The 19,778-nt window shown below is 65.7% G+C and carries 18 protein-coding genes; 6 read left to right on the top strand and 12 right to left on the bottom strand.

Going from position 1 to position 19,778, the window contains the following annotated elements:
• Positions 1-85: 85 nt before the first annotated feature.
• Complete coding sequence (locus ABIF91_RS23500; RefSeq protein ID WP_424579424.1) at positions 86-1,114, bottom strand: YcjF family protein; 1,029 nt, start codon at positions 1,112-1,114, stop codon at positions 86-88.
• Positions 1,111-2,580, bottom strand: coding sequence for a YcjX family protein (locus ABIF91_RS23505; RefSeq protein ID WP_028179151.1), 1,470 nt, complete (start codon positions 2,578-2,580; stop codon positions 1,111-1,113). The genes ABIF91_RS23500 and ABIF91_RS23505 overlap by 4 nt, the downstream gene beginning before the upstream one ends.
• A gap of 181 nt (positions 2,581-2,761) precedes the next feature.
• Here ABIF91_RS23505 and trhA point away from each other — a divergent pair, with 181 nt between their 5' ends.
• Both trhA and ABIF91_RS23515 read left to right on the top strand, forming a co-directional pair.
• Positions 2,762-3,457: a PAQR family membrane homeostasis protein TrhA gene (trhA, locus tag ABIF91_RS23510; protein ID WP_028179152.1), complete on the top strand. Its 696-nt coding sequence runs from the start codon at positions 2,762-2,764 to the stop codon at positions 3,455-3,457.
• Between the two features lie 42 nt (positions 3,458-3,499).
• Entirely contained in the window at positions 3,500-4,294 is a 795-nt protein-coding gene (locus tag ABIF91_RS23515; protein WP_028179153.1) for an SDR family oxidoreductase, read from the top strand.
• Between the two features lie 191 nt (positions 4,295-4,485).
• Here ABIF91_RS23515 and ABIF91_RS23520 read toward each other — a convergent pair whose 3' ends face one another.
• Entirely contained in the window at positions 4,486-4,947 is a 462-nt protein-coding gene (locus ABIF91_RS23520; protein WP_035672243.1) for a MarR family winged helix-turn-helix transcriptional regulator, read from the bottom strand.
• 75 nt (positions 4,948-5,022) lie between these two features.
• Here ABIF91_RS23520 and ABIF91_RS23525 point away from each other — a divergent pair, with 75 nt between their 5' ends.
• Positions 5,023-5,799, top strand: a complete 777-nt coding sequence (locus ABIF91_RS23525) for an SDR family NAD(P)-dependent oxidoreductase (protein ID WP_028179154.1) — start codon at positions 5,023-5,025, stop codon at positions 5,797-5,799.
• A gap of 17 nt (positions 5,800-5,816) precedes the next feature.
• Here ABIF91_RS23525 and mdlC read toward each other — a convergent pair whose 3' ends face one another.
• The 4 genes from mdlC to ABIF91_RS23545 form a co-directional block, all read right to left on the bottom strand.
• Positions 5,817-7,439 (bottom strand): benzoylformate decarboxylase, encoded by a 1,623-nt coding sequence (gene mdlC / locus ABIF91_RS23530; RefSeq protein WP_028179155.1) that lies wholly within the window; start codon positions 7,437-7,439, stop codon positions 5,817-5,819.
• 176 nt (positions 7,440-7,615) lie between these two features.
• On the bottom strand, positions 7,616-8,467 hold the full coding sequence (locus ABIF91_RS23535) for an FAS1-like dehydratase domain-containing protein (protein WP_028179156.1): 852 nt from the start codon (positions 8,465-8,467) through the stop codon (positions 7,616-7,618).
• Positions 8,468-8,481: 14 nt separating this feature from the next.
• Entirely contained in the window at positions 8,482-9,585 is a 1,104-nt protein-coding gene (locus tag ABIF91_RS23540; protein WP_028179157.1) for a CaiB/BaiF CoA transferase family protein, read from the bottom strand.
• Between the two features lie 10 nt (positions 9,586-9,595).
• Positions 9,596-10,765: an acyl-CoA dehydrogenase family protein gene (locus tag ABIF91_RS23545; RefSeq protein WP_028179158.1), complete on the bottom strand. Its 1,170-nt coding sequence runs from the start codon at positions 10,763-10,765 to the stop codon at positions 9,596-9,598.
• A 125-nt stretch (positions 10,766-10,890) separates the two neighbouring features.
• Here ABIF91_RS23545 and ABIF91_RS23550 point away from each other — a divergent pair, with 125 nt between their 5' ends.
• Positions 10,891-11,811: a LysR substrate-binding domain-containing protein gene (locus tag ABIF91_RS23550; RefSeq protein ID WP_424579425.1), complete on the top strand. Its 921-nt coding sequence runs from the start codon at positions 10,891-10,893 to the stop codon at positions 11,809-11,811.
• Between the two features lie 279 nt (positions 11,812-12,090).
• Here the strand turns inward: ABIF91_RS23550 and ABIF91_RS23555 are convergent, their stop codons facing one another.
• Complete coding sequence (locus ABIF91_RS23555) at positions 12,091-13,365, bottom strand: cytochrome P450 (protein WP_028179160.1); 1,275 nt, start codon at positions 13,363-13,365, stop codon at positions 12,091-12,093.
• Between the two features lie 188 nt (positions 13,366-13,553).
• Entirely contained in the window at positions 13,554-14,819 is a 1,266-nt protein-coding gene (locus ABIF91_RS23560) for a cytochrome P450 (RefSeq protein WP_035672256.1), read from the bottom strand.
• Between the two features lie 309 nt (positions 14,820-15,128).
• Here ABIF91_RS23560 and ABIF91_RS23565 point away from each other — a divergent pair, with 309 nt between their 5' ends.
• Both ABIF91_RS23565 and ABIF91_RS23570 read left to right on the top strand, forming a co-directional pair.
• On the top strand, positions 15,129-16,274 hold the full coding sequence (locus ABIF91_RS23565) for a YjgN family protein (protein ID WP_424579813.1): 1,146 nt from the start codon (positions 15,129-15,131) through the stop codon (positions 16,272-16,274).
• 3 nt (positions 16,275-16,277) lie between these two features.
• Positions 16,278-17,387, top strand: coding sequence for a M48 family metallopeptidase (locus ABIF91_RS23570; RefSeq protein ID WP_028179163.1), 1,110 nt, complete (start codon positions 16,278-16,280; stop codon positions 17,385-17,387).
• 18 nt (positions 17,388-17,405) lie between these two features.
• Here ABIF91_RS23570 and ABIF91_RS23575 read toward each other — a convergent pair whose 3' ends face one another.
• From ABIF91_RS23575 to ABIF91_RS23585, 3 genes are all read right to left on the bottom strand, one after another.
• Positions 17,406-17,618 (bottom strand): hypothetical protein, encoded by a 213-nt coding sequence (locus tag ABIF91_RS23575; RefSeq protein ID WP_028179164.1) that lies wholly within the window; start codon positions 17,616-17,618, stop codon positions 17,406-17,408.
• A 124-nt stretch (positions 17,619-17,742) separates the two neighbouring features.
• The gene (gene upp / locus ABIF91_RS23580; RefSeq protein ID WP_028179165.1) at positions 17,743-18,372 is read right to left on the bottom strand and encodes a uracil phosphoribosyltransferase; all 630 of its coding nucleotides are present in this window, start codon (positions 18,370-18,372) and stop codon (positions 17,743-17,745) included.
• A gap of 165 nt (positions 18,373-18,537) precedes the next feature.
• Positions 18,538-19,776: a URC4/urg3 family protein gene (locus ABIF91_RS23585; RefSeq protein ID WP_028179166.1), complete on the bottom strand. Its 1,239-nt coding sequence runs from the start codon at positions 19,774-19,776 to the stop codon at positions 18,538-18,540.
• Positions 19,777-19,778 lie beyond the last annotated feature (2 nt).

Genomic DNA, 19,778 nt, shown 5'->3' on the forward strand with positions numbered 1-19,778 from the left:
AGACTGTCACCCCACCCCGTCTCATATTTCGCTGCGCTCAATATGAGCCGACCCTCCCCCTCCAGGGGAGGGTAAGCAAGAGCCGCTACTCCTCCTCATCCTTCTTCCGCAGCAGATCCGTCGCCAGATCCGACAGTTTCGGCGGCGGCAGTGCCGCGAACGGCAGCGGCCGCGTGACGTCGATCGCAGCTAGCCCCAGTCGCGCCGTCAGCAATCCATTGAGCACGCCCTCGCCCAATCGCTGCGACAGCTTCGCCGCGATGCCATGGCCGAGCATCTGCTGCACCAGGCTGTCGCTCGCGGCCATGCCGCCGGTGATCGCGAGATGAGCGATGACGTGGCGGAGCAGGCGGATCATGCCGAGCGCGCCAGGGCGGCCGCCATAGAGATAGGCAAGCTGGCGGATCAGGCGCAGTGCGGCGACGAACACGAACAGCACGTCGATCGCCGCGCGGGGCGAGACCGCTGTGACGATCGAAACCTTTTGCGCGGCTGACGACACCAGCCGCCGCGCTTCCGCATCCAGCGGGGACATCAGTTCGCGCTCGGCGAGCCGGATCATGTCGGCGCCGTCGATGATCTCGCCGGCATGGCTCTCCAGCGTGGCGCGGGCACGCGCGAGCTGCGGGTTCTGGTGCGCGATCTTCAGCAGGTCCTGCACGATGACGCGGCTCTCGGCGCGATCGTCACTGGCGAGCACGTCGGCGGCGCGTTGATGCAGCTTCTCGATTGTTGCGAGGCGCGCCAGTCCAAACGCCTCGCGTCCGATCACGACGGCAAGCGCCAGCGCCGTGACGAGCGCGAAGGCAAGCCCGATGAAGCCGAAGCTCTCGCTGCGCGCGAACAAATCCTCGATCAGATGGACGACGCCGAGCCCGACCCCGAGCAGCGTCAACCCGGCGAGCCCGGGCCAGAACAGCGCGCCCCAGGGAAAGCGGCGCCGCGCGGGCAGTGTGGCCTGAATCGGCACCGGCAGCGTCGATGGATCGCTCTCCGGTGTGATCTGAATGGTGCCGCGACCGAGCCGTCCCGTCTCGTCGGCCTCGGTGACGACGACGCCGGGATCGTCGAGCCGGAACGTCGCCGGCCGCCGCTGCTGGGATCGCTCGGTCATGACAGCTTGTCTCCGATCAGGAACTGCAGGGCACGGTCGAGGCGGATGTGTGGCAGTGCCGGCTCGCCGTTGCCCTCGCGTTCGAGCTTGGGCGGGCGGAAGCGCAGGAAGCGGAAGTCGCTTGTCTCGGCCGCCTCCGTCGAGAGCCCGCGGAATGCATCCGTGTCGTTGAACAGCGGCTCGGGATCGACGGGCAGATCCCCCGGAAAGGTCGCAACCTCGGTGTTGCCGTCGAAGAACTCGCCGCCGGCGCTTTCGCCCGCGGCCGGAGTTCCCAGGATCGACGGCAATTTGTCGCGGCCACGGGACACCTGCGCCTCGCGCGTGGCGCGGACGGCGGCGAGTGCAACGACGTCGATCGCCGCACCGGTATTTTCCGCGCGCGCGACGGCGCCCGCAACGGCGCGGCGCAGCACGGCCTCGAGCCGGTCGTGGCTGGAATGATGCAGATGGTCCGCCTTGGTCGCCGCAAACAGGATGCGGTCGATGCGCGGCCGAAACAGGCTGGAGAGCAAGGTGCTGCGGCCGATGTTGAAGCAGCCGAGAATGCCGGCAAGCGCGGCTTCGAGATCGTGCAGCGCCTCGGGACCGGAGTTGAATGCGGCGAGCGCGTCCGCCAGCACGATCTGGCGATCGAGCCGCGCAAAATGATCGTGGAAGAACGGCCGCACCACGACGTCCTTGTAGGCCTCGAAGCGGCGCACCATCATCGCCCAGAGCGAGCCGTCGGGCGCCTGTCCGCCAGCGGGCAGATCGAGCGGCGCAAAGGTCAGCGCGGGGGAGCCTGCGAGATTGCCGGGCATCAGGAAGCGGCCTGGCGGCAACAGGCTCATCGCGAACCGCTCCTCGCGGCACGCGCGCAGATAATCGGTGAAGAGCTTTGCTGCCGTCAGCGTCGCCTGCTCGTCCTCGCGCGCTTCGGGCTTGAGCGTTGCGAGATGCGCGTGCCAGTCCGCCGCGAGATGTGCCCGCGGTGCCTCGCGCGACAGCGCCAGGCTTTCCGCCGACCATTGCTCATAGCTTTTCTGCAGCAGCGGCAGGTCGAGCAGCCATTCGCCGGGATAGTCGACGATGTCGAGCGTCAAATTGCGGTCCGCACCGTTCGGGCGCTGGTACTCGATGACGAGCCTGAGCTCGCTGATGTCGACGGTGGAGTTCGGCCAGCGCCGTTCCTCGACCAGCGCGCGCAGGTGGTTCTCATAGGCAAAGCGCGGCACGGCGTCGTCCGGCTGTGGCGCCAGATGCGCCCGCGCGATCCGGCCGGAGGCATAGGCTTCGAACACCGGAAACCGGCCGCCGCGCGTCAGGCCGTGGATCAGGGCGGTGATGAATACGGTCTTACCCGCCCGTGACAGCCCGGTGACGCCGAGCCGCACCGTCGGGTTGAAGAAGTGCTCGCCATAGTCGATCAGCGCCCTTGCCGACAGCCGCGCCTCTTCGACCATATCCTGGAAACTGAATGCCATATGAACGTTAGAGGATCCGGGGCGGGAGGAATGTGCGGCCGTTCACAAAAGTGGCAATTGCGTAAGGAAAATCAAGCTCCATACTTCCACCGCCTTTGTCGGCCAGTCAGCCGTTTGAACGCCGCGCCGATCCCGAAACACCCATACAAGAGGACGATTGCCTCACGTTAGCGGATTGCCCATGACCGTCTTCCAATTGAAAGAGTTCGCATCCAGCTCCGTCCACGCCGCAGCCGACATGGTCGGCTGGCATTACGACCGCGCCGAGCTGATCGCCGATGGTGTCATCCACGCGATCGGCGTCTTCGCCGGTATCGTCGCCGCGACCGTGCTGGTGGTGCTGACGGCGATCTATGCCGATGCGACCGACATCGTCGGCGTCTCGATCTACGTCGCCGGCCTGCTCTCGATGCTGGTGCTGTCGGCGACCTATAATCTCTGGCCGGTCTCGCCGGCCAAATGGCTGCTGCGCCGGTTCGATCATTCCGCGATCTATCTGCTGATCGCCGCGACTTACACGCCGTTCATCCTGGAGGTGAAGGACAGCGTGTTCGCGCTGGTGCTGCTCGCCGGGGTCTGGTGCGTGGCAATCCTCGGCATCGTGTTGAAGCTTCTCTATCCCGGCCGGTTCGACCGCGTCTCGGTCGGCATCTATCTCGCGATGGGCTGGAGCGGCATGATGCTCTACGACGCCGTGGTCAGGGCATTGCCCGCGCTGGTGCTGGGCTTCATCGTTGCGGGCGGCCTGCTCTACAGCTTCGGCGTGATCTTCCACGCCTGGCGGCGTCTGCGATTCCAGAATGCGATCTGGCACGGCTTTGTCTTGGCCGGTGCGGCATGCCATTATACCGCGGTGCTCGACCTCGTGTTGAGCTGAACAAGTTTCCGCGAAGCGGTATAAGACAAGAGGAGACGTCGCATGCAGGTGACCGGCAAGGTCGTGGTCGTCACGGGCGGCGCAAACGGCATCGGCAAGGCGCTGTGCGAAGCCTTTCACAATGCGGGTGCAGCCAAGGTCGTGGTCGCGGACATGGATGCTGCCAATGCGCGGGCGGTCGCGGCCATGGTTGATGGCGCCGCCTTCAAATGCGATGTCGCTCAGGAAAAGGACATCGCTCACGTCATCGAGGAGACCGAACGTCAGTTCGGGCCGATCGAGCTGTTCTGCTCCAATGCCGGCATCGGCGGCGGTTTCGATCCGATGTCGGAAAATGCCGGCGGCGCCTCGGATGAACCCTGGCAGCGCAGCTGGGCGATCCACGTCATGGCGCACGTCTACGCGGCGCGGCATCTCGTCCCGCGCATGAGGGCGCGCGGCGGCGGCTATTTCCTCAACACCATCTCGGCCGCGGGTCTGCTGTCGCAGGTCGGCAGCCCCGCTTATTCGACGACCAAGCACGCCGCGGTCGGCTTTGCCGAAAATCTCGCGATCTCGCACAAGGCCCACAACATCAAGGTCTCGATCCTCTGCCCGCAGGGCGTCGACACCAACATGCTGCGCTCGATCCCCAAGGGTCCGCAATCCGGCGACGGCGACCTGACGCCGGAGCAAGTGGCGAAAGACGTGCTTGCCGGCCTCGAGCAGGAAACGTTCCTGATCCTGCCGCACCCCCAGGTGCTCGGCTATATGCGCAAGAAGACCGAGAACTACGACCGCTGGATCGGCGGCATGGCCAAGATCCAGGCGAAGATGCGGGAAGGGTTCGGGAAGTGACCGTTAGGTCATCCCGGGGCGATTGAAGCACATTTGCGCCAAACACTCGCTGTCGTCCCCGCGAAGGCGGGGACCCCATAACCACAGGGAGACGTTTGGCGAAGATTGGCAGTTGTTCGGTACTGATACCGGTGTCTAGCCGATAGATCACGCGGTATGGGTCCCCGCCTTCGCGGGGACGACAGCGGTGGTCAAGCAGCTGACTCCACCTCGTCCTCCTCCCGGCTCTGCCGCAGCGCCCGCGCATAGAGCATCATGCCCTCGCGCACGATGCGCTGCTCGGCCGGCGTCAACGCCGCCAGCGCACCACGCACCTGCTGCCGCCCGAACGCGTGCAGGGCTTCCAGCGTGCGGCGGCCCTTCGCCGTCAGCGACAAGAGCTTGCTGCGTGCATCAAGCTCGTCCGGCGTCTCCCGCAGTTCGCCGCAGTCGATCAGCTTGCGCACCATGCGGCTGACGCTCGATTTCTCCAGACGCAGGAAATCACCGAGTTCCCCTGACGTCATCGGGCCGCGGATGCCGATCTCCAGGATGGTGTGGACCGCCGAGGGCGGATAGTCCGATGCCGCCACCGTCGCGTCCATGAAGCCGAGCTCGCGCACCATCAGGCGCGACGCGGCGCGGATATCGTCGATCAGCGAAAGCTCGGCCATCTTGACTCCCGGCATATAGTTGTACCATACAACTAAATGGGCGCAACGCCGCGCGCAAGCGTTTTGGAGTGGACGATGAGCGGAACTTTGCCAACCGGGATGCGGATGAGGGGCAAGGTCTGCCTCGTCACGGGCGGCGGCAGCGGCATCGGCCGCGCCACGGCGCTGAGAATGGCGGCCGAGGGAGCCGAAGCGATTTTCGTCGCCGGCCGGCGCGAAGCCGAGATCGACGCCGCCGCCTCGGCGTGCCGCGAGCTCGGTGCGGAGGCCGTCCCGGTCAAGACCGATATCACGGAGGAGGGCGACGTCGCACGGCTGGTGCGCGCGGTGGTCGAGCGCTGCGGCCGGCTCGACGTCGCCTTCAACAATGCCGGATTCCAGGAGCGCCGCGCGCCGCTGGAGGAGCAGGGCACGGAGATCTACGACAGCGTGTTCAATACCAATGTCCGCGCGCTGTTCCTGTGCCTGCGCCACCAACTGCCGGCAATGCTGGCGCAGGGCCGCGGCAGCATCGTCGTCAACGCCTCCGTCAGCGGCGTGCGCAATCCCAATCCCGGCTTCTCCCTCTACTCGGCGTCGAAGGCCGCCGCGATCTCGCTGACGCGGTCGGCGGCGATGGAGAACGCTCCGCGCGGCATCCGCATCAACGCCATCGCCCCCGGCCGCGTCGTCACGGACATGATGCTGCGTGCCGGCGTAGGCGACGTCGCAACCGTCAGCGCCGGCCTGCCGCTGCGGCGGATGGGAAGCCCGGAGGAGGTGGCGGAAGCCGTGGTGTGGCTGTCGTCCGACGCGTCATCCTATATCGTCGGACATGTGCTGGCGGCGGACGGCGGATTTCTGGCGTCGTAACTGCGGGCTACGGCACCTCAATGCTTCTGCCCGTACAACACCGGCACCGCTGAATCCACGACGACCTCGACGAGGCTCGTGCCCGCATACGCCATGCCGCGCTTGAGCGCCTCGCCCAGCTCCGCAGCCTTCGTCACCCTCACCGCGTGGCAGCCCATGCCCTCCGCAAGTCGCACGAAATCGATCCCCGGCAGCTCCAGCCCGGGCACGTTGCGCACCTGCATCACCTGGCTGAACGAACGCATCGCGCCGTAACCGGAATTGTTGATGACGACGACGGTCAGCGGCAGTTTTCGCTGTGCGGCGGTCCACAGCGCCTGGATTGAATACATCGCCGAGCCGTCGCCAATCAGGCAGACGGTGCGGCTGCTCGGCTTGCCGAGCGCCATGCCGACGGCGGCGGGCAGGGAGTAGCCGAGACCGCCGCTCGACATCGTGTAGAAACTGTCCTGGCCGCGCATCGGCATGAACTTCTGCATCGCCGGCCGGTGCGAGGGCACTTCCTCGACGAGTGACGCCCCGTCCGGCATCGCTTGCGACAGCGAGTGCAGCAGGAATTCGACCGGCAGAGGATCGGCGGCTTGCGGCGCCGGCGGCAGCGTGCGGCCCTTCGGCGCTGCGCGCTTGCTCTCCGGCAGCAACTCGAGCAGCATGGTCAGCGCCGGCTTCATCGTCGCGACGATGCTGGTGCCGACCGGCGTCACCGCGGCGGCATCCGGATCATCGGTGATCTGAAAAATGGTCGCCCCGCCATCGAAGATCGCGGCATGGCCCTCGACATGGAAGGTGAATACCGGCGCGCCGATGACGACGACGAGATCGTACCCGCGCAGCGCATCGGAGAGCTGTGCCGGCGATGCATGCAGGAAGCCCGCAAATTGCGGATGCCGCTCGGGGAACGAGCAGCGCGCCGAGAACGGGCTGACCCAGACGCTCGCCTTGGCCTTCTCGGCGACGCGCACCATCAGGTCCACCGCGCCGGCGCGATCGACGCCGGGGCCGACGACGAGGGCCGGGTGTTTTGCGGAGCCGAGCGCCTTCGCCAGCGCCTGCATCGCGTCAGGCTGGGGGCCAATCTCGCGGCTGACCTTGCGCGCCTCGACGGGAGCGGCCGCATGTGCCCAGTCGTCGATCGGGATCGACACGAAGGTCGGCCCGCATGGCGGCTGCATCGCGGTGTAATAGGCCCGCGCGATCGCGGCCGGCACGTCCTCGGGCCGCGCCGGCTCGACGCTGTATTTGACGTAAGGCCGCGGGAACTCCGACGCGCGCTCGGCATAAAGGAACGCCTGCAGCGGCAGGATCGAGCGCGCCTGCTGGCCCGCAGTGATCACGAGCGGCGTCTGGTTGCGGTGCGCGGTGTAGATATTGCCGAGCGCATTGCCGACGCCGGCCGCCGAATGCAGATTGACGAAGCCGGCATTGCGTGTCGCCTGCGCATAGCCGTCGGCCATGCCGACCGCGGAGGCCTCCTGCAGCGCCAGCACGTAGTCGATGTCGTCGGGCCAGTCGCTGAGGAACGGCAGCTCGGTCGAGCCGGGATTGCCGAACACCCGGTCGATGCCGAACGAGCGCAAGAGGTCGAGCGTCGCCTGCTTGACGGTGACGGACTTGCTGCCGGTCTTGCCGTTCTTGGCCATCGGTTTCCGTCCCCTTCTTAGTTCCTCATCCTGAGGAGCGCGTCTTCGCGCGTCTCGAAGGATGAAGGCCCGGCTGGTGGCCTCGCCCTTCGAGACGCGCGCGAAGGGGCGCGCTCCTCAGGGTGAGGGTCGAACTTCCCACATCGCCGCGGCACTCGCAATGCGAGGAGACAGCGTCACCACACCGCCGTGCCCTTCATCGTCGGCTGTCCCTCCGCGTTCGCGGTCCATAGCTCCATGCCATCAGCGGTCTCATTGGCGTTGATGGAGAACTCCGTGCCTTCGAACAGCGGCTGCAGGCCGCGATAGGTGAACTTCTTCGGCGCCTTGCCGCCGCGAATCTTGGCGGCCATTTCGATGATGAGCGCCGCCTGCAGCGGTCCGTGGAAGATCAGGCCCGGATAACCCTCGACCTTGGTGACGTAGTCGCGATCGTAATGGATGCGGTGGCCGTTGAAAGTGAGCGCGGAGTAGCGGAACAGCAGCACGGGATCCGACACATGGGTCTCGCGGTGCTGCGCCTTCGGCGGCGGAGGCGGGGCCTTGCCGCCAGCGGACGCGCTGCTCGTCATCTCGCGGTAGACGATGTCCTGCCGCTCGCGGATGGCTGTGCCGCGCGGCGAGGAAATGCTGTGCTCGACCGAGACGAAGCACAGCGTGCCGGTCGAGCCCGATTTCACCTGCACGTCGGCAATGCGCGAGGTTCGCGTCGATTCGTCGCCGACGCGAAGCGGCTGCAGGAATTCGATCTCGCCGCCGGCCCACATCCGGCGCGGCAGCGGCACCGGCGGCAGGAAGCCGCCGCGGGTCGGGTGACCGTCGGGCCCGAGCATCGACATCGGAAACACCGGCTGCGCCAGGCACCAGTGCACCGTGAACGGCGCGGCGTCACCTGTCTTGGGCTCGCCGACATCCTGGAACAGCGTCGCGCGCAAACCCATGACGAGGTGCGCGGTGACGGTATCGGTGGCCTCCTGGCTGCGGCCGATCCATTGCCGCAAATGATCGATGTCGAGCTTCTCGGTCATGACGCCTCGCTCTCTTACTTCTTGGACTTTGGATTTTCGCCGATCGCGGGCACGGCGCCGTAGCTCCGCGTCTCGCCGACGATGATCGGCGCCGGCGCGGGATAGCTGACGCGGCCGTTCGGCGTGTCGACCTCGATCCGGCGCAGATGTGGATGGTTGGTGAGGTCGGCCATGGTGTTGACCTCGGCAAAGGCAATGTCGGCATCCGACAGCCGCTTCAGCAGCTCATCGCGCGTCATCTTGCCGAAGATGTCCGCGACCGTCTGGTCGGTGAAGTCGCGGTTGCGCACGCGCTCGACCATGTTGGCAACGCGCGGATCGGCGGGCAGATCGGGCTGGTCCAGCACCTTCGCGCACAGCGTCTTCCACTCGCGCTCGCTCTGGATCGAGATCAGGATGTCCTTGCCGTCCTTGGAGGTGAACACGCCGTACGGAGCGATCGAGGGATGGCGCAGGCCCATGCGCTTGGGCGGATTGCCGGCTTCGGAGTTGAGCAGCGGCACGGTGCACCAGTCCGCCATCACGTCGAACATGGAGATGCGGATATCGGCCCCGTTGCCGGTGCGCCCGCGCGCGATCAGTGCTTCCAGGATCGCCGCATGGGCGGTGGCGCCGGTCGCCACGTCCACGATCGACATGCCGACGCGCGAGGCGCCGTCGGGATAGCCGGTGATCGAGGCAAGCCCGCTCTCGGCCTGGATCAGGAGTTCATAGGCCTTGCGATGCGCATAGGGGCCCTCGTCGCCGTAGCCGGTGATGGTGCACGAGATCAGCTTCGGATAGTCTCTGAGCAAGCGCTCGCGCGAGAAGCCGAGCTTGTCCATCGAGCCGGGCTTGAGGTTCTGGATCAGCACGTCGGCACTGGCGATCAGCTTCTCCAGCTCGGCGCGGCCTTCCTTGGTCGTGAGATCAACCACCGCGGATTGCTTGCCGCGGTTGAGCCAGACGAAATAGCTGCTCTGGCCCTTGGCCGCCGCGTCATAGCCCCGCGCGAAATCGCCCTCGGGCCGCTCGATCTTGATCACCTCGGCGCCGGCATCGGCCAGGCGCGAGGAGCAGAACGGCGCCGCGACCGCCTGCTCGACCGCAATCACCCTGATCCCGTCAAGTGCTCCCATGCTGGCCGCCTCAGTACGAGCGGGGCATGCCGAGCACATGCTCGGCGACGAAGGACAGCACGAGGTTGGTCGAGATCGGCGCCACCTGGTAAAGCCGGGTCTCGCGGAACTTGCGCTCGACGTCGTATTCCTCGGCGAAGCCGAAGCCGCCATGGGTCTGGATGCAGGCATTGGCCGCTTCCCACGACGCATCGGCCGCCAGCATCTTGGCCATGTTGGCCTCGGCGCCGCAGTCGAGGCCGGCCTCGTATTTGCGCGTCGCTTCCTTCACCATCAGCTCGGCCGCCCGCATCGAGGCGTAGGCCTTGGCGATCGGGAACTGGATGCCCTGGTTCTGACCGATCGGCCGGCCGAAAACGCTGCGCTCCTTGGCGTAGTTCGTGGCCTTGGCGATGAACCATTTGGCGTCGCCGACGCATTCGGCCGCGATCAGGATGCGCTCGGCATTCATGCCGGAGAGGATGTAGCGAAAGCCCTTGCCTTCCTCGCCGATCAGGTTCTCGGCCGGCACCTTCATGTCGGTGAAGAACACTTCGGTAGTGGCGTGGTTCATCATGGTGCGGATCGGGCGAATCTCGAGGCCGTTGTTCTTGGCCTCGCGCATGTCGACGATGAACACCGACAAGCCGTCTGTGCGCTTCTTGACCTGATCCTTCGGCGTGGTGCGTGCCAGCAGGATCATCAGATCGGAATGCTCGGCGCGGCTGGTCCAGATCTTCTGGCCGTTGACGACATAGCTGTCGTTGCCGTCCTTGCGTGCGAAGGTCTTCAGCGAGGAGGTGTCGGTGCCGCTGGTCGGCTCGGTCACGCCGAAGGCCTGCAGGCGCAGTTCGCCGCTCGCGATCTTCGGCAGGTACTTCGCCTTCTGCTCGGCATTGCCGTGCCGCAGCACCGTGCCCATCGTGTACATCTGGGCGTGGCAGCCGCCGCCGTTGCAGCCCGCGCGCTGGATCTCCTCGAGGATCGCGGCGGCCGCAGAAAGCTTCAGGCCCGCGCCGCCATATTCCTCGGGGATCAGCACCGAGAGATAGCCGGCCTCGGTCAGCGCATCGACGAACGCCTTGGGATAGGCCATCTCGCGATCGAGCTTGCGCCAGTATTCGCCGGGAAACTGCGCGCACAGCTTGGCGACGGCCTCGCGGATGTCGGCGTAATCTTCGGTGTGATGTTCTTGACTCATGGCGTTTCCAATTCTTAGCGGCAGTTAAGATAACGCCGGCCAATCCCCTGGCGTTGTGAAAACAACGCCAGCCCCCTATGCTCATTTGCTATAGCGTATGAAGTAGCCTTCCAGGATTGGCAAGCATGGATTTCCGGCAGCTCAGGACCTTCAGTTGCGTGGCGGAGCTCGGCAGCCTCTCCAAGGCTTCCGACACGCTGCGCGTGGCGCAGCCGGCGCTCAGCCGGCAGATCAAGCTCCTGGAACACGAGCTGCGCACCGATCTGTTCACCCGCAACGGCCGCGGCATGGTGCTGACCGAGGCCGGCCGGCTTCTGCTCGCGCGCACCTCCGGCATCGTGCGGCAGATCGACCAGATCCGCGACGACATCCAGTCGGCCAAGGGGCCGCCCTCGGGCCAGGTCGTGCTCGGCCTGGTTCCGACCGTGAGCTACGTTCTGTCGGCGCGCTTCGCGCGGCGCTGCGTCGAAAAGTTTCCCGGCATCTCGCTGCGCATCGTCGAGAGCTACAGCGGCCATCTCGTCGAATGGCTGCATCGCGGCGAGATGGATCTCGCCATCCTCTACGGCCGCTCGGCCGATCTGCATCTCAATGTGCAGAGCCTGGGGCGCGACAATATCGTCGCGGTCGGCCCACGCGGCTGCGGGCTGGCGCGCAAGAAGAGCGTCGACATCGGCTGGCTGCTGCGCCAGCGCCTGGTGCTGCCCTCTCATTCCCACGGTCTCCGCGCGCTGATCGAGCATGCGGCGGCCCAGCGCAAGATCAAGCTCAACGTCCAGCTCGAGGCGGATTCCTTCCGCGTGCTGACCAGCCTGGTCGAGGAGGGCCTCGGCTTCGCGCTGCTGCCGCCCTCGTCGGTCCACGGCGAGGTCGCGGACGGGCGGCTCGAAACCGCGCCCGTATCCAGGCCGATGACGCGCGAGCTCATCTTTGCCTCTCCGATCGATCGCCCGGCCTCGACGGCCTCGCTCGCCATCACCGCACTCCTGCGCGAGGAAGTCGCCGCCTGCCGCAAGGAAGGCGTGTGGGACATCAAATTGAGTTAGATGCGCTGGTGTCGTAGAACAGTCAGGCGCCGTCTTGCCTTCGCATCTGGCGCGACCTGTCATGCCGGAATTTTATAGCCGGACTGAGGTGTGATAGCGGAGCGTTAGGGGCGGTGTGCTCCCAGCCCCACCCTCGGTGTCATTGCCCGCAAAGGCGGGCAATCCAGTATTCCAGAGGCCGCACGGCTAGAGCCGAGAAGCCGCGGCGTACTGGATGCCCCGCCTTCGCGGGGCATGACAGCGGAGTTTGGAGAGGCGCTTTGGCTCAAGGCACTCCACCTACCCCGGAATCCTCACCGGCAGCGACTCGTATCCCTTGATGAAGCTGGAATAGATCCGCTTCGGCTCGCCGACCACCTCGATGCGGTCGAACCGCTTCAGCATCTCCTCCCAGACGATCCGCAGCTGCAATTCGGCAAGCCGCATGCCGACGCAGCGGTGGATGCCGAAGCCGAAGGAGAGGTGGGTGCGCGGGCGCGGGCGGTCAATGATGAACTCGTTCGGCTTCTCGAACATCTCCTCGTCGCGATTGCCGGAGACGTACCACATCACGACGCGGTCGCCCTTCCTGATGTGCTTGCCGCCGATCTCGGTGTCCTGCAATGCGGTGCGCCGCATATGCGCCAGCGGCGTCTGCCAGCGGATCACTTCCGGCACCATGGAGTCGATCAGCTCCGGATTGGCGCGGAGCTTGTCGTACTGCTCCGGGTTCTCGTTCAGTGCCAGCACCGAGCCGGTCATGGTGTTGCGCGTGGTGTCGTTGCCGCCGACGATGAGCAGGATGATGTTGCCCATGAGGTTGTCGGGGTCCATGTGGCGCGTGGCCTCGTTGTGCGCCATCAGCGACAGCAGGTCGTTGCGCGGCGCGGAGTTGACGCGCTCGTTCCACAGCTTCGACATGTAGGCATAGCATTCGTCCATCTCGCGGCGGCGCTCCTCTGCCGATGCGACGATGCCGCTTTTGGGCAGCGCGGTCGAGACGTCCGACCAGCGCGTCAGCTTGCGCCGCTCTTCCCAGGGGAAGTCGAACAGCGTCGCCAGCATCTGCGTCGTCAGCTCGATCGAGACGCGCTCGACGAAGTTGAAGGTCTCGTTGCGCGGAAGATTGTCCAGCACGGTCTGCGAGCGCTGGCGGATCAATCTCGCCAGCTCGTCCAGATGCTGAGGGGTGAACATCGGCGACACCGTCTTGCGCTGCGCCGAATGCCGGGGCTGGTCCATCGCGATGAAGCTTGGATAGTCGTAGCCTTCCGGCACGTCGCGGATCGAGATGCCGCCGAGCTTCGAATCCGAAGAGAAGATGCCGTGATTGGTGTCGACATGCATGATGTCGTTGTACTTCACCACCGACCAGTAGGGCTCGATCGGCGCGTTAGTGCAGTAGTGCACCGGCTCTTCCTTGCGCAGCCGCTCGAACCACGGCCACAGCGTGTCGTCCTGGAACAGCCTGGGCGCGCCGGGGTGGAATTGCGAAAGCGGCGTCGCATAGGCCTCCTCGCGCGCCCTGCGCATGCGTTCGGCCTTGTCCACTTTAACCGGCGCTTGGATGTTCATGGTGTTAGCTCCAGTGTTGGTTTCTAACCTCTCCCGCTGGGAGAGGTCGGCGCATAGCGCCGGGTGAGGGCTCTTTCTTCCTGGGGAGCCTTCGTTGTTGAGGCATCCTCTCCCCGACCCTCCCCCGCAAGCGGGGGACGGGGCGCAGCTTCCGTGTGGATCTAGTTCAAGTTCATCTTACTGCGAATTTACGCCGCAATCTTCACCGGCAATGTCTCGAGCCCCTTCACGAAGCTCGAATAGACCCGCCTGGGCTCGCCGACCACATCAATATGGTCGAACCGCTTGAGAATTTCTTCCCAAATAATCTTGAGCTGGAGTTCAGCGAGCCTGAGGCCCACGCAGCGGTGGATGCCGAAGCCGAAGGAGAGATGCGTGCGCGGGCGGGCGCGGTCGATGATGAAATCATAGGGCTTATCGATCACCTCCTCGTCGCGGTTGCCCGAGACGTACCACATCACGACCTTGTCACCCTTCTTGATCTGCTTGCCGCGGAATTCGAAGTCGGAGAGCGCCGTGCGCCGCATATGCGCGAGCGGCGTCTGCCAGCGGATCACCTCGGGCACGAAGCTGTCGAGCAGATCAGGGTTCTCGCGCAGCTTGCGATACTGCTCCGGATGCTGGCTCAGCGCATAGATCGAGCCCGACATGGTGTTGCGGGTGGTGTCGTTGCCGCCGACGATCAAAAGGATGAGATTGCCGAGGAAGTTCCTGGCGTCCATGTCGCGCGTGGCGGCACTGTGCGCCATCATCGACAAGAGGTCGCTCTTCGGCGGCTGTTCGATGCACTCCTTCCAGAGGCGGGAGAAATAGGCCGCGCATTCCGTCAGCTCGGCCATCCGCTCGTCCTCGGTGGCGACGAGGCCGTCGGGGCCGGGAATGGTGGTGGCGATGTCCGACCAGCGCGTCAGCTTGCGGCGGTCCTCCCAGGGGAAGTCGAACAGCACCGCCAGCATCTGCGTCGTCAGCTCGATCGAGACGCGGTCGACCCAGTCGAACACCTCGCCGCGGGGCAGGTTGTCCAGGCACTCGGCCGAGCGCTTGCGGATGTTGATCGCGAGATTGTCGAGGTGCGTCGGCGTGAACATCGGCGCCACGGTCTTGCGCTGGGCCGCATGGCGCGGCGGGTCCATCGAGATGAAGCTCTCGCGGCGCAAATCCGGATCGATGTCGCGGATGGTGATGCCGCCGAGCGCGGAGGCGGAGGAGAACACCGCATGGTTGGTCTCGATCTCCATGATGTCGTTGTAGCGCGTCACCGACCAATACGGCCCGAACATCGAGTCCTTGCAGTAATGCACGGGATCTTCCCGGCGCAGCCGGTCGAAATAGGGCCAGAACGTATCCGTCCTGAACAACTCCGGGTCGCCCGGATCGAACTGCTCCAGCGGCAGTGACGTGGCGCGCGCGCGAAGTGCGTCGAGCTTGGTCGCGCTCTCGATGGTCCCGTGCATGACCGTTCTCCCTGACCTGAACCGCGCGTTCTCGTTGAATTCTGCGCTGCGGTATTTGATTTGCAATTACAGCCGGTTGTCTGCGTCGGGGCAAGGGAGAGTTTTGCCACATCCAACCTTCACGAGAGCGTCGGACGGCCGTCACGTCGCCACGCGAACGTGACCTCCCGCACGCCGCGCGGTGGAGAATCGTGCAAGAAGCCTATGGGAATCGAGGTAATCGAACCCGCCCAGCTTGGGGATCGACTAACCTCTGATCTATAGTTGACCGCAACAGATCCGCACCCCGAGGTTGCTGACGTGAACGATATGCAATGGAGCCCCATTGGCTCCGAACCCTTGCCGCCGCCGCTGCCGCCGACGCGGGTCGATTTCTCCGGCGACCGCTCCGAGTTCCGTAGAATGGTCACCAGGGGTGCCATGCTGGAGCTCGTCACCTTCGGTTTCTACCGGTTCTGGCTGGTCACCGACATTCGCCGCCATCTTTGGGCCAACACTGCGATCGACGGCGATGCAGCCGAATATACCGGGCGGGGCAAGGAGCTTCTGATCGGCTTCCTGGTCGCGCTCGCGATCCTGGTGCCGATCTACCTCGCGTATTTTCTGATCGGTATCGAGTTCGAACGCTGGCAGGGCTTCGCCTCTTTGCCGCTGTTCATCGGCTTCTACGCTTTCGGCCAGTTCGCGATCTTTCGCGCGCGGCGCTACCGCCTGACGCGCACGGTCTGGCGCGGCGTGAGGTTCTGGATGGACGGCTCGGGCTGGGCCTATTCGCTCCGCGCCATGCTGTGGGGCTTGCTCGTGTTCCTGACGCTCGGCCTGGCGCTGCCGTGGCGCGCAGCTGCGCTCGAGCGCTACAAGATGCAGCACACCCATTATGGCGAGCTCTCCGGCGACTTCGAAGGCGACGGCTGGACCTTCTTCAAGCGCGGCTGGTGGCTGTGGCTGCTCAGCCCGGTCGCGCTCGTGATCTTTCCGCTGGCGCCGTTCTTCTACGCCGAGTTCAAGGCCCGCGAGTGGCGCTGGTGGCTCGACGGCATTCGCATCGGCGGCGTCAGCCTGTCCTCGAACCTGCCTCATGACGCCTTCTACGGCCTTTACTGGAAAGTGGTCGGCTGGTGGACGCTGCTCTCGGCCGCGTTCGGTGCTTACATGGTCGGCGGTACCTTGCTCGTCGTCCAGCTCACCGGCGTGCCGGTCGACCAGGTATTCGAGCCTGGCGACGGCGCGAACAGCATCCCGGTGGTGGCAATGATGATCATCGGCTATTTCGCCGTAGCGCTGGCCATCAACATCGTCATGCGCGTCTATCTCCAGCGCGATCTCTGGGCGAAGGTGCTGGAGACCGTCGAGGTGCACGACATCGCGGTCGCGGCGAATGTGCAGGGGCGCGGCGAACTCGCCGGCGCGCTCGGCGAAGGGTTTGCCGATGGACTGGATGTTGCAGGATTCTGAACCGTGAGTGACGTGTCCACCGGGGTCCCGGCCGGGTCCTCAAAGCCGACCATCTTCTTCGACGGCGTCTCGAGCCGCAGGCGTCAGGTGATGCTGACGCTCGGTGATGCGCTCGAAATCGCTGAGGACGGCGAAGCGCCCGTTCGCTGGGCCTATGCCGATATCCGCCGCGCCGACGGCCCGGCCGGCGTTTTGCGTCTGGCCTGCACTTCGGCTCCGCCCCTGGCGCGGCTCGAGATCCGCGACGCGGCAGTGGCGGCAGATGTGACCGCACGCTGCCTGCACCTCGACGAGCACCAGGCCACGCGCCGCGGCACAGCAAAGATCGTGGGCTGGTCGGTGGCCGCCGCCGTCTCCATCGTCTGCGTCGTCTTGTTCGGCGTGCCGCTCGCCGCCGATCGTCTCGCACCGCTGGTGCCGAAGCCGGTCGAACGGCGCATCGGCGATGCCGCCGAAGTGCAGATGAAGACCATCTTCGGCCGCAGCGTCTGCGAAGACCCCGCGGGCAAGGCCGCCTTCACCAAGCTCGTCAACCGCTTGCGCGATGCGGCCGGCCTCGACGACACCATGACGGCGGGCGTGCTGCCGACCTCGGTGCCGAATGCCTTCGCGCTGCCCGGCGGCAAGGTGTTCGTGCTGAAGGGCCTGCTCGACAAGGCCGAGAGTCCCGACGAGCTCGCCGGCATCCTCGCCCACGAGCTCGGCCATCTCAAGCATCACGACAACATGCGCGGCCTGATCTACAATGGCGGCACCTCGTTCCTGATCGGCCTGTTGTTCGGCGACGTCACCGGCTCCTCGGCCGTGATCTTCGCTTCGCGCAGCCTGGTCGAGGCCTCCTATTCGCGCGAAGCCGAGACCGGCGCCGACACTTTCGCGATCGAGATCATGCACAAGCTCGGCCGCTCGCCAAAACCCGCGGCCGAATTGATGTTCCGCATCACCGGCAAGGAGGGCGGTTCCGGTCTCACCACGATCCTCGCCAGCCACCCGCTGACCGAGGACCGCCTCGCGCGCATGACGAAGGAGGATCGTCCCGCCAGCGGCCCGCCGCTACTGACCGACAGGGAGTGGCAGGCGCTGAAGGGCATTTGCGGCAGCGGGAAGGTGTGACGGCCCGCGCTCAGCGCATCACTTCGCAGGTGCAGCAGGTGGATTCGATCCGGTGGTGACGTTCGGCGCCGTATTCGGATCGGAGGTCGTGGTCTGTGGCCCCACCTGGCGCCCATTGTAGAAGAAGACGGCCGCGACCACGGCGATCACGAAGATCGCGCCGACCGCCCAGCCAACCGGGCTGTTGCGGCGTGCTCTGTCGGCCCTGCGGTCGTCATCCTGATAGGTCATCGTGTTCTCCATCGCAATGCAGGAGAACATCGCGCGATGGAAGCTGTTCCTAAGGCATGCCCCGGAAAAGTGTGCAGCGGCTTTCCGAAAGATCATGCTCGAACAATATAGGTGCGTGCAGCGCTTACCGCGTCCCGTAAGCGCGGTCGCCGGCATCGCCGAGGCCCGGCAGGATGAACCCGTTCTCGTCCAGACCTTCGTCCACCGCCGCTGTCCAGATCGGCACGTCCGGATGCAGTCCACGCAGCCGTTCGAGGCCTTCCGGCGCGGCGATCAGGCAGGCGAGGCGGATGTCCCTGGCGCCGCGCTCCTTCAGCCGGTCGATGGCGGCGACGGCGGTGTTGGCGGTGGCGACCACCGGCGTCACCACGATCGCCAGGCGCTCGCTGAGATCGGACGGCGATTTGAAGAAGTACTCCACCGCGGCAAAGCTGTGCGGCTCGCGGTAGAGCCCGATATGCGCGACACGCGCGGTCGGCACCAGATCCATCATGCCGTCGACGAAGGTGGTGCCGGCGCGCAGCATCGGCACGAACACGAGCTTCTTGCCGGCGATCTTGGCCGAGTGCATCGTCGCCAGCGGCGTCTCGATGACGGTGTCGGCGAGCGGCAGGTCGCGCGTCACCTCGTAGCACAGGAGCATGCCGATCTCCTTGATCAGCTCCCGAAACGATTTGGTCGAGATGGATTTGTCCCGCACCAGCGTCAGCTTGTGCTGCACCAGCGGATGATCGACGATCGTGACGCCTTCCATGATGGGATGCTCTCTTCTTCCCTTCTCCCCTTGTGGGAGAAGGTGGCGCGAAGCGCCGGATGAGGGGTCTGCTTCCACGAACTCAAGCGAGAGATATGCCCGCGGAGACAACCCCTCACCCGGCTTCGCTTTCGCGAAGCCACCCTCTCCCACAAGGGGAGAGGGTTAGAACACGGTACCGTCGCTGATCACCTTGAGCGGCGGCGAACCATCGGGACGGCGCGAAAAGGCAATCGTGCGGCCTGCGGCCCAGGTGCCGCCTTCCAGGACGCTGGCGAGCGGCAATGTCTCCGGCGAGCGGCCAAGCTTGGCGCGAACCAGGTCGGCCAGCCGATCCAGCAGCGCGACCGTCAGCGCGCGCCACTCCACGACGAGCAGCGAATCCACCGCATGCGCAAGCTCGGCGTCGGCGACGTCGCGCAGGCGCAGCACCTCGTGATCGACGAACAGTCCGCCATTGCGATATTCGGCCAGCCCGGTCAGGCCGTCGATGTCGGTGACCGCGAAGCCGGCGCGCTGGAGCGGCTCGATCAGCGAATAGCTCAGCCATTGCGACAGCTTGTGCAAGGGGACGAGGCCCGCAGTTGCGTCGTCCGCCGTGATGGCGGGATGACGCCAGCAATCGCCGAGCGGAATGCCGGCGAGTTCGAGCCGTGACGGCCAGATCGGTCCGAGCTGGTTCAGCACCGCCGACAGGATTGCGGGCGCGGCGATGGCACCGCCATCCGCCTGCGCCGCGATGTGATCGAACAGGCCGCCCGGCCGCGGCGTGTCGTGCAAGCCGAACACGTCCGCACGCTCTGTCACCAGCTTGCCCAGTCGTCGCAGCAGATCGGTGCGCCCTTCGAGGCCGAGCAGCGGATTGGCGTCGCTCGCCTGAAAGGCGGATGTGAGTGCGGCGGGCGGCAGCATTGCGAGCACATCCGCATCGGCCCTGAATGACGCACGCGCATCGCGCGAGAAGAGGCCGCTCGCGAACATGTCGAGACTCGCGATCGCAAGCCCTTCGGAGCGGCCGATGGCTTCGCCCGTCGCTGCGTCGCGGTATCGCCACGCAGCGCCCGCGCCGGCATCGAGCAGCACGCTGACGATGGCGAGGTCGAATTCCGCGCGCGCCCGCGCGGCGCGATCCGGCCAGGACGCAGCATCGGCAAGCCGCTCCCAACGGTCGACGCCGCCAAGCACAAAATGCCGCCACCGCGCGTGGAAGGGGACATCCAGCGTCGGATAGGCCTTGCGCGTGACCGCAAGCACCGCCTCCGCGACCCCATCCATGCGGTCGAGATCGATCGTGAAATGTGAGAGCTTGCCGGCAAGGCCGAGATCGAGCATCTGCCCCGCCCGCGCGCGCACCGCCTTTGCGGTGAGCAGCGAGCGTGCCTGTAGTTCCAATGCGTCCGCCATCG

The sequence above is a fragment of the Bradyrhizobium sp. USDA 241 genome (assembly GCF_049739505.1).
GTDB classification, from domain to species: Bacteria; Pseudomonadota; Alphaproteobacteria; order Rhizobiales; family Xanthobacteraceae; genus Bradyrhizobium; species Bradyrhizobium liaoningense.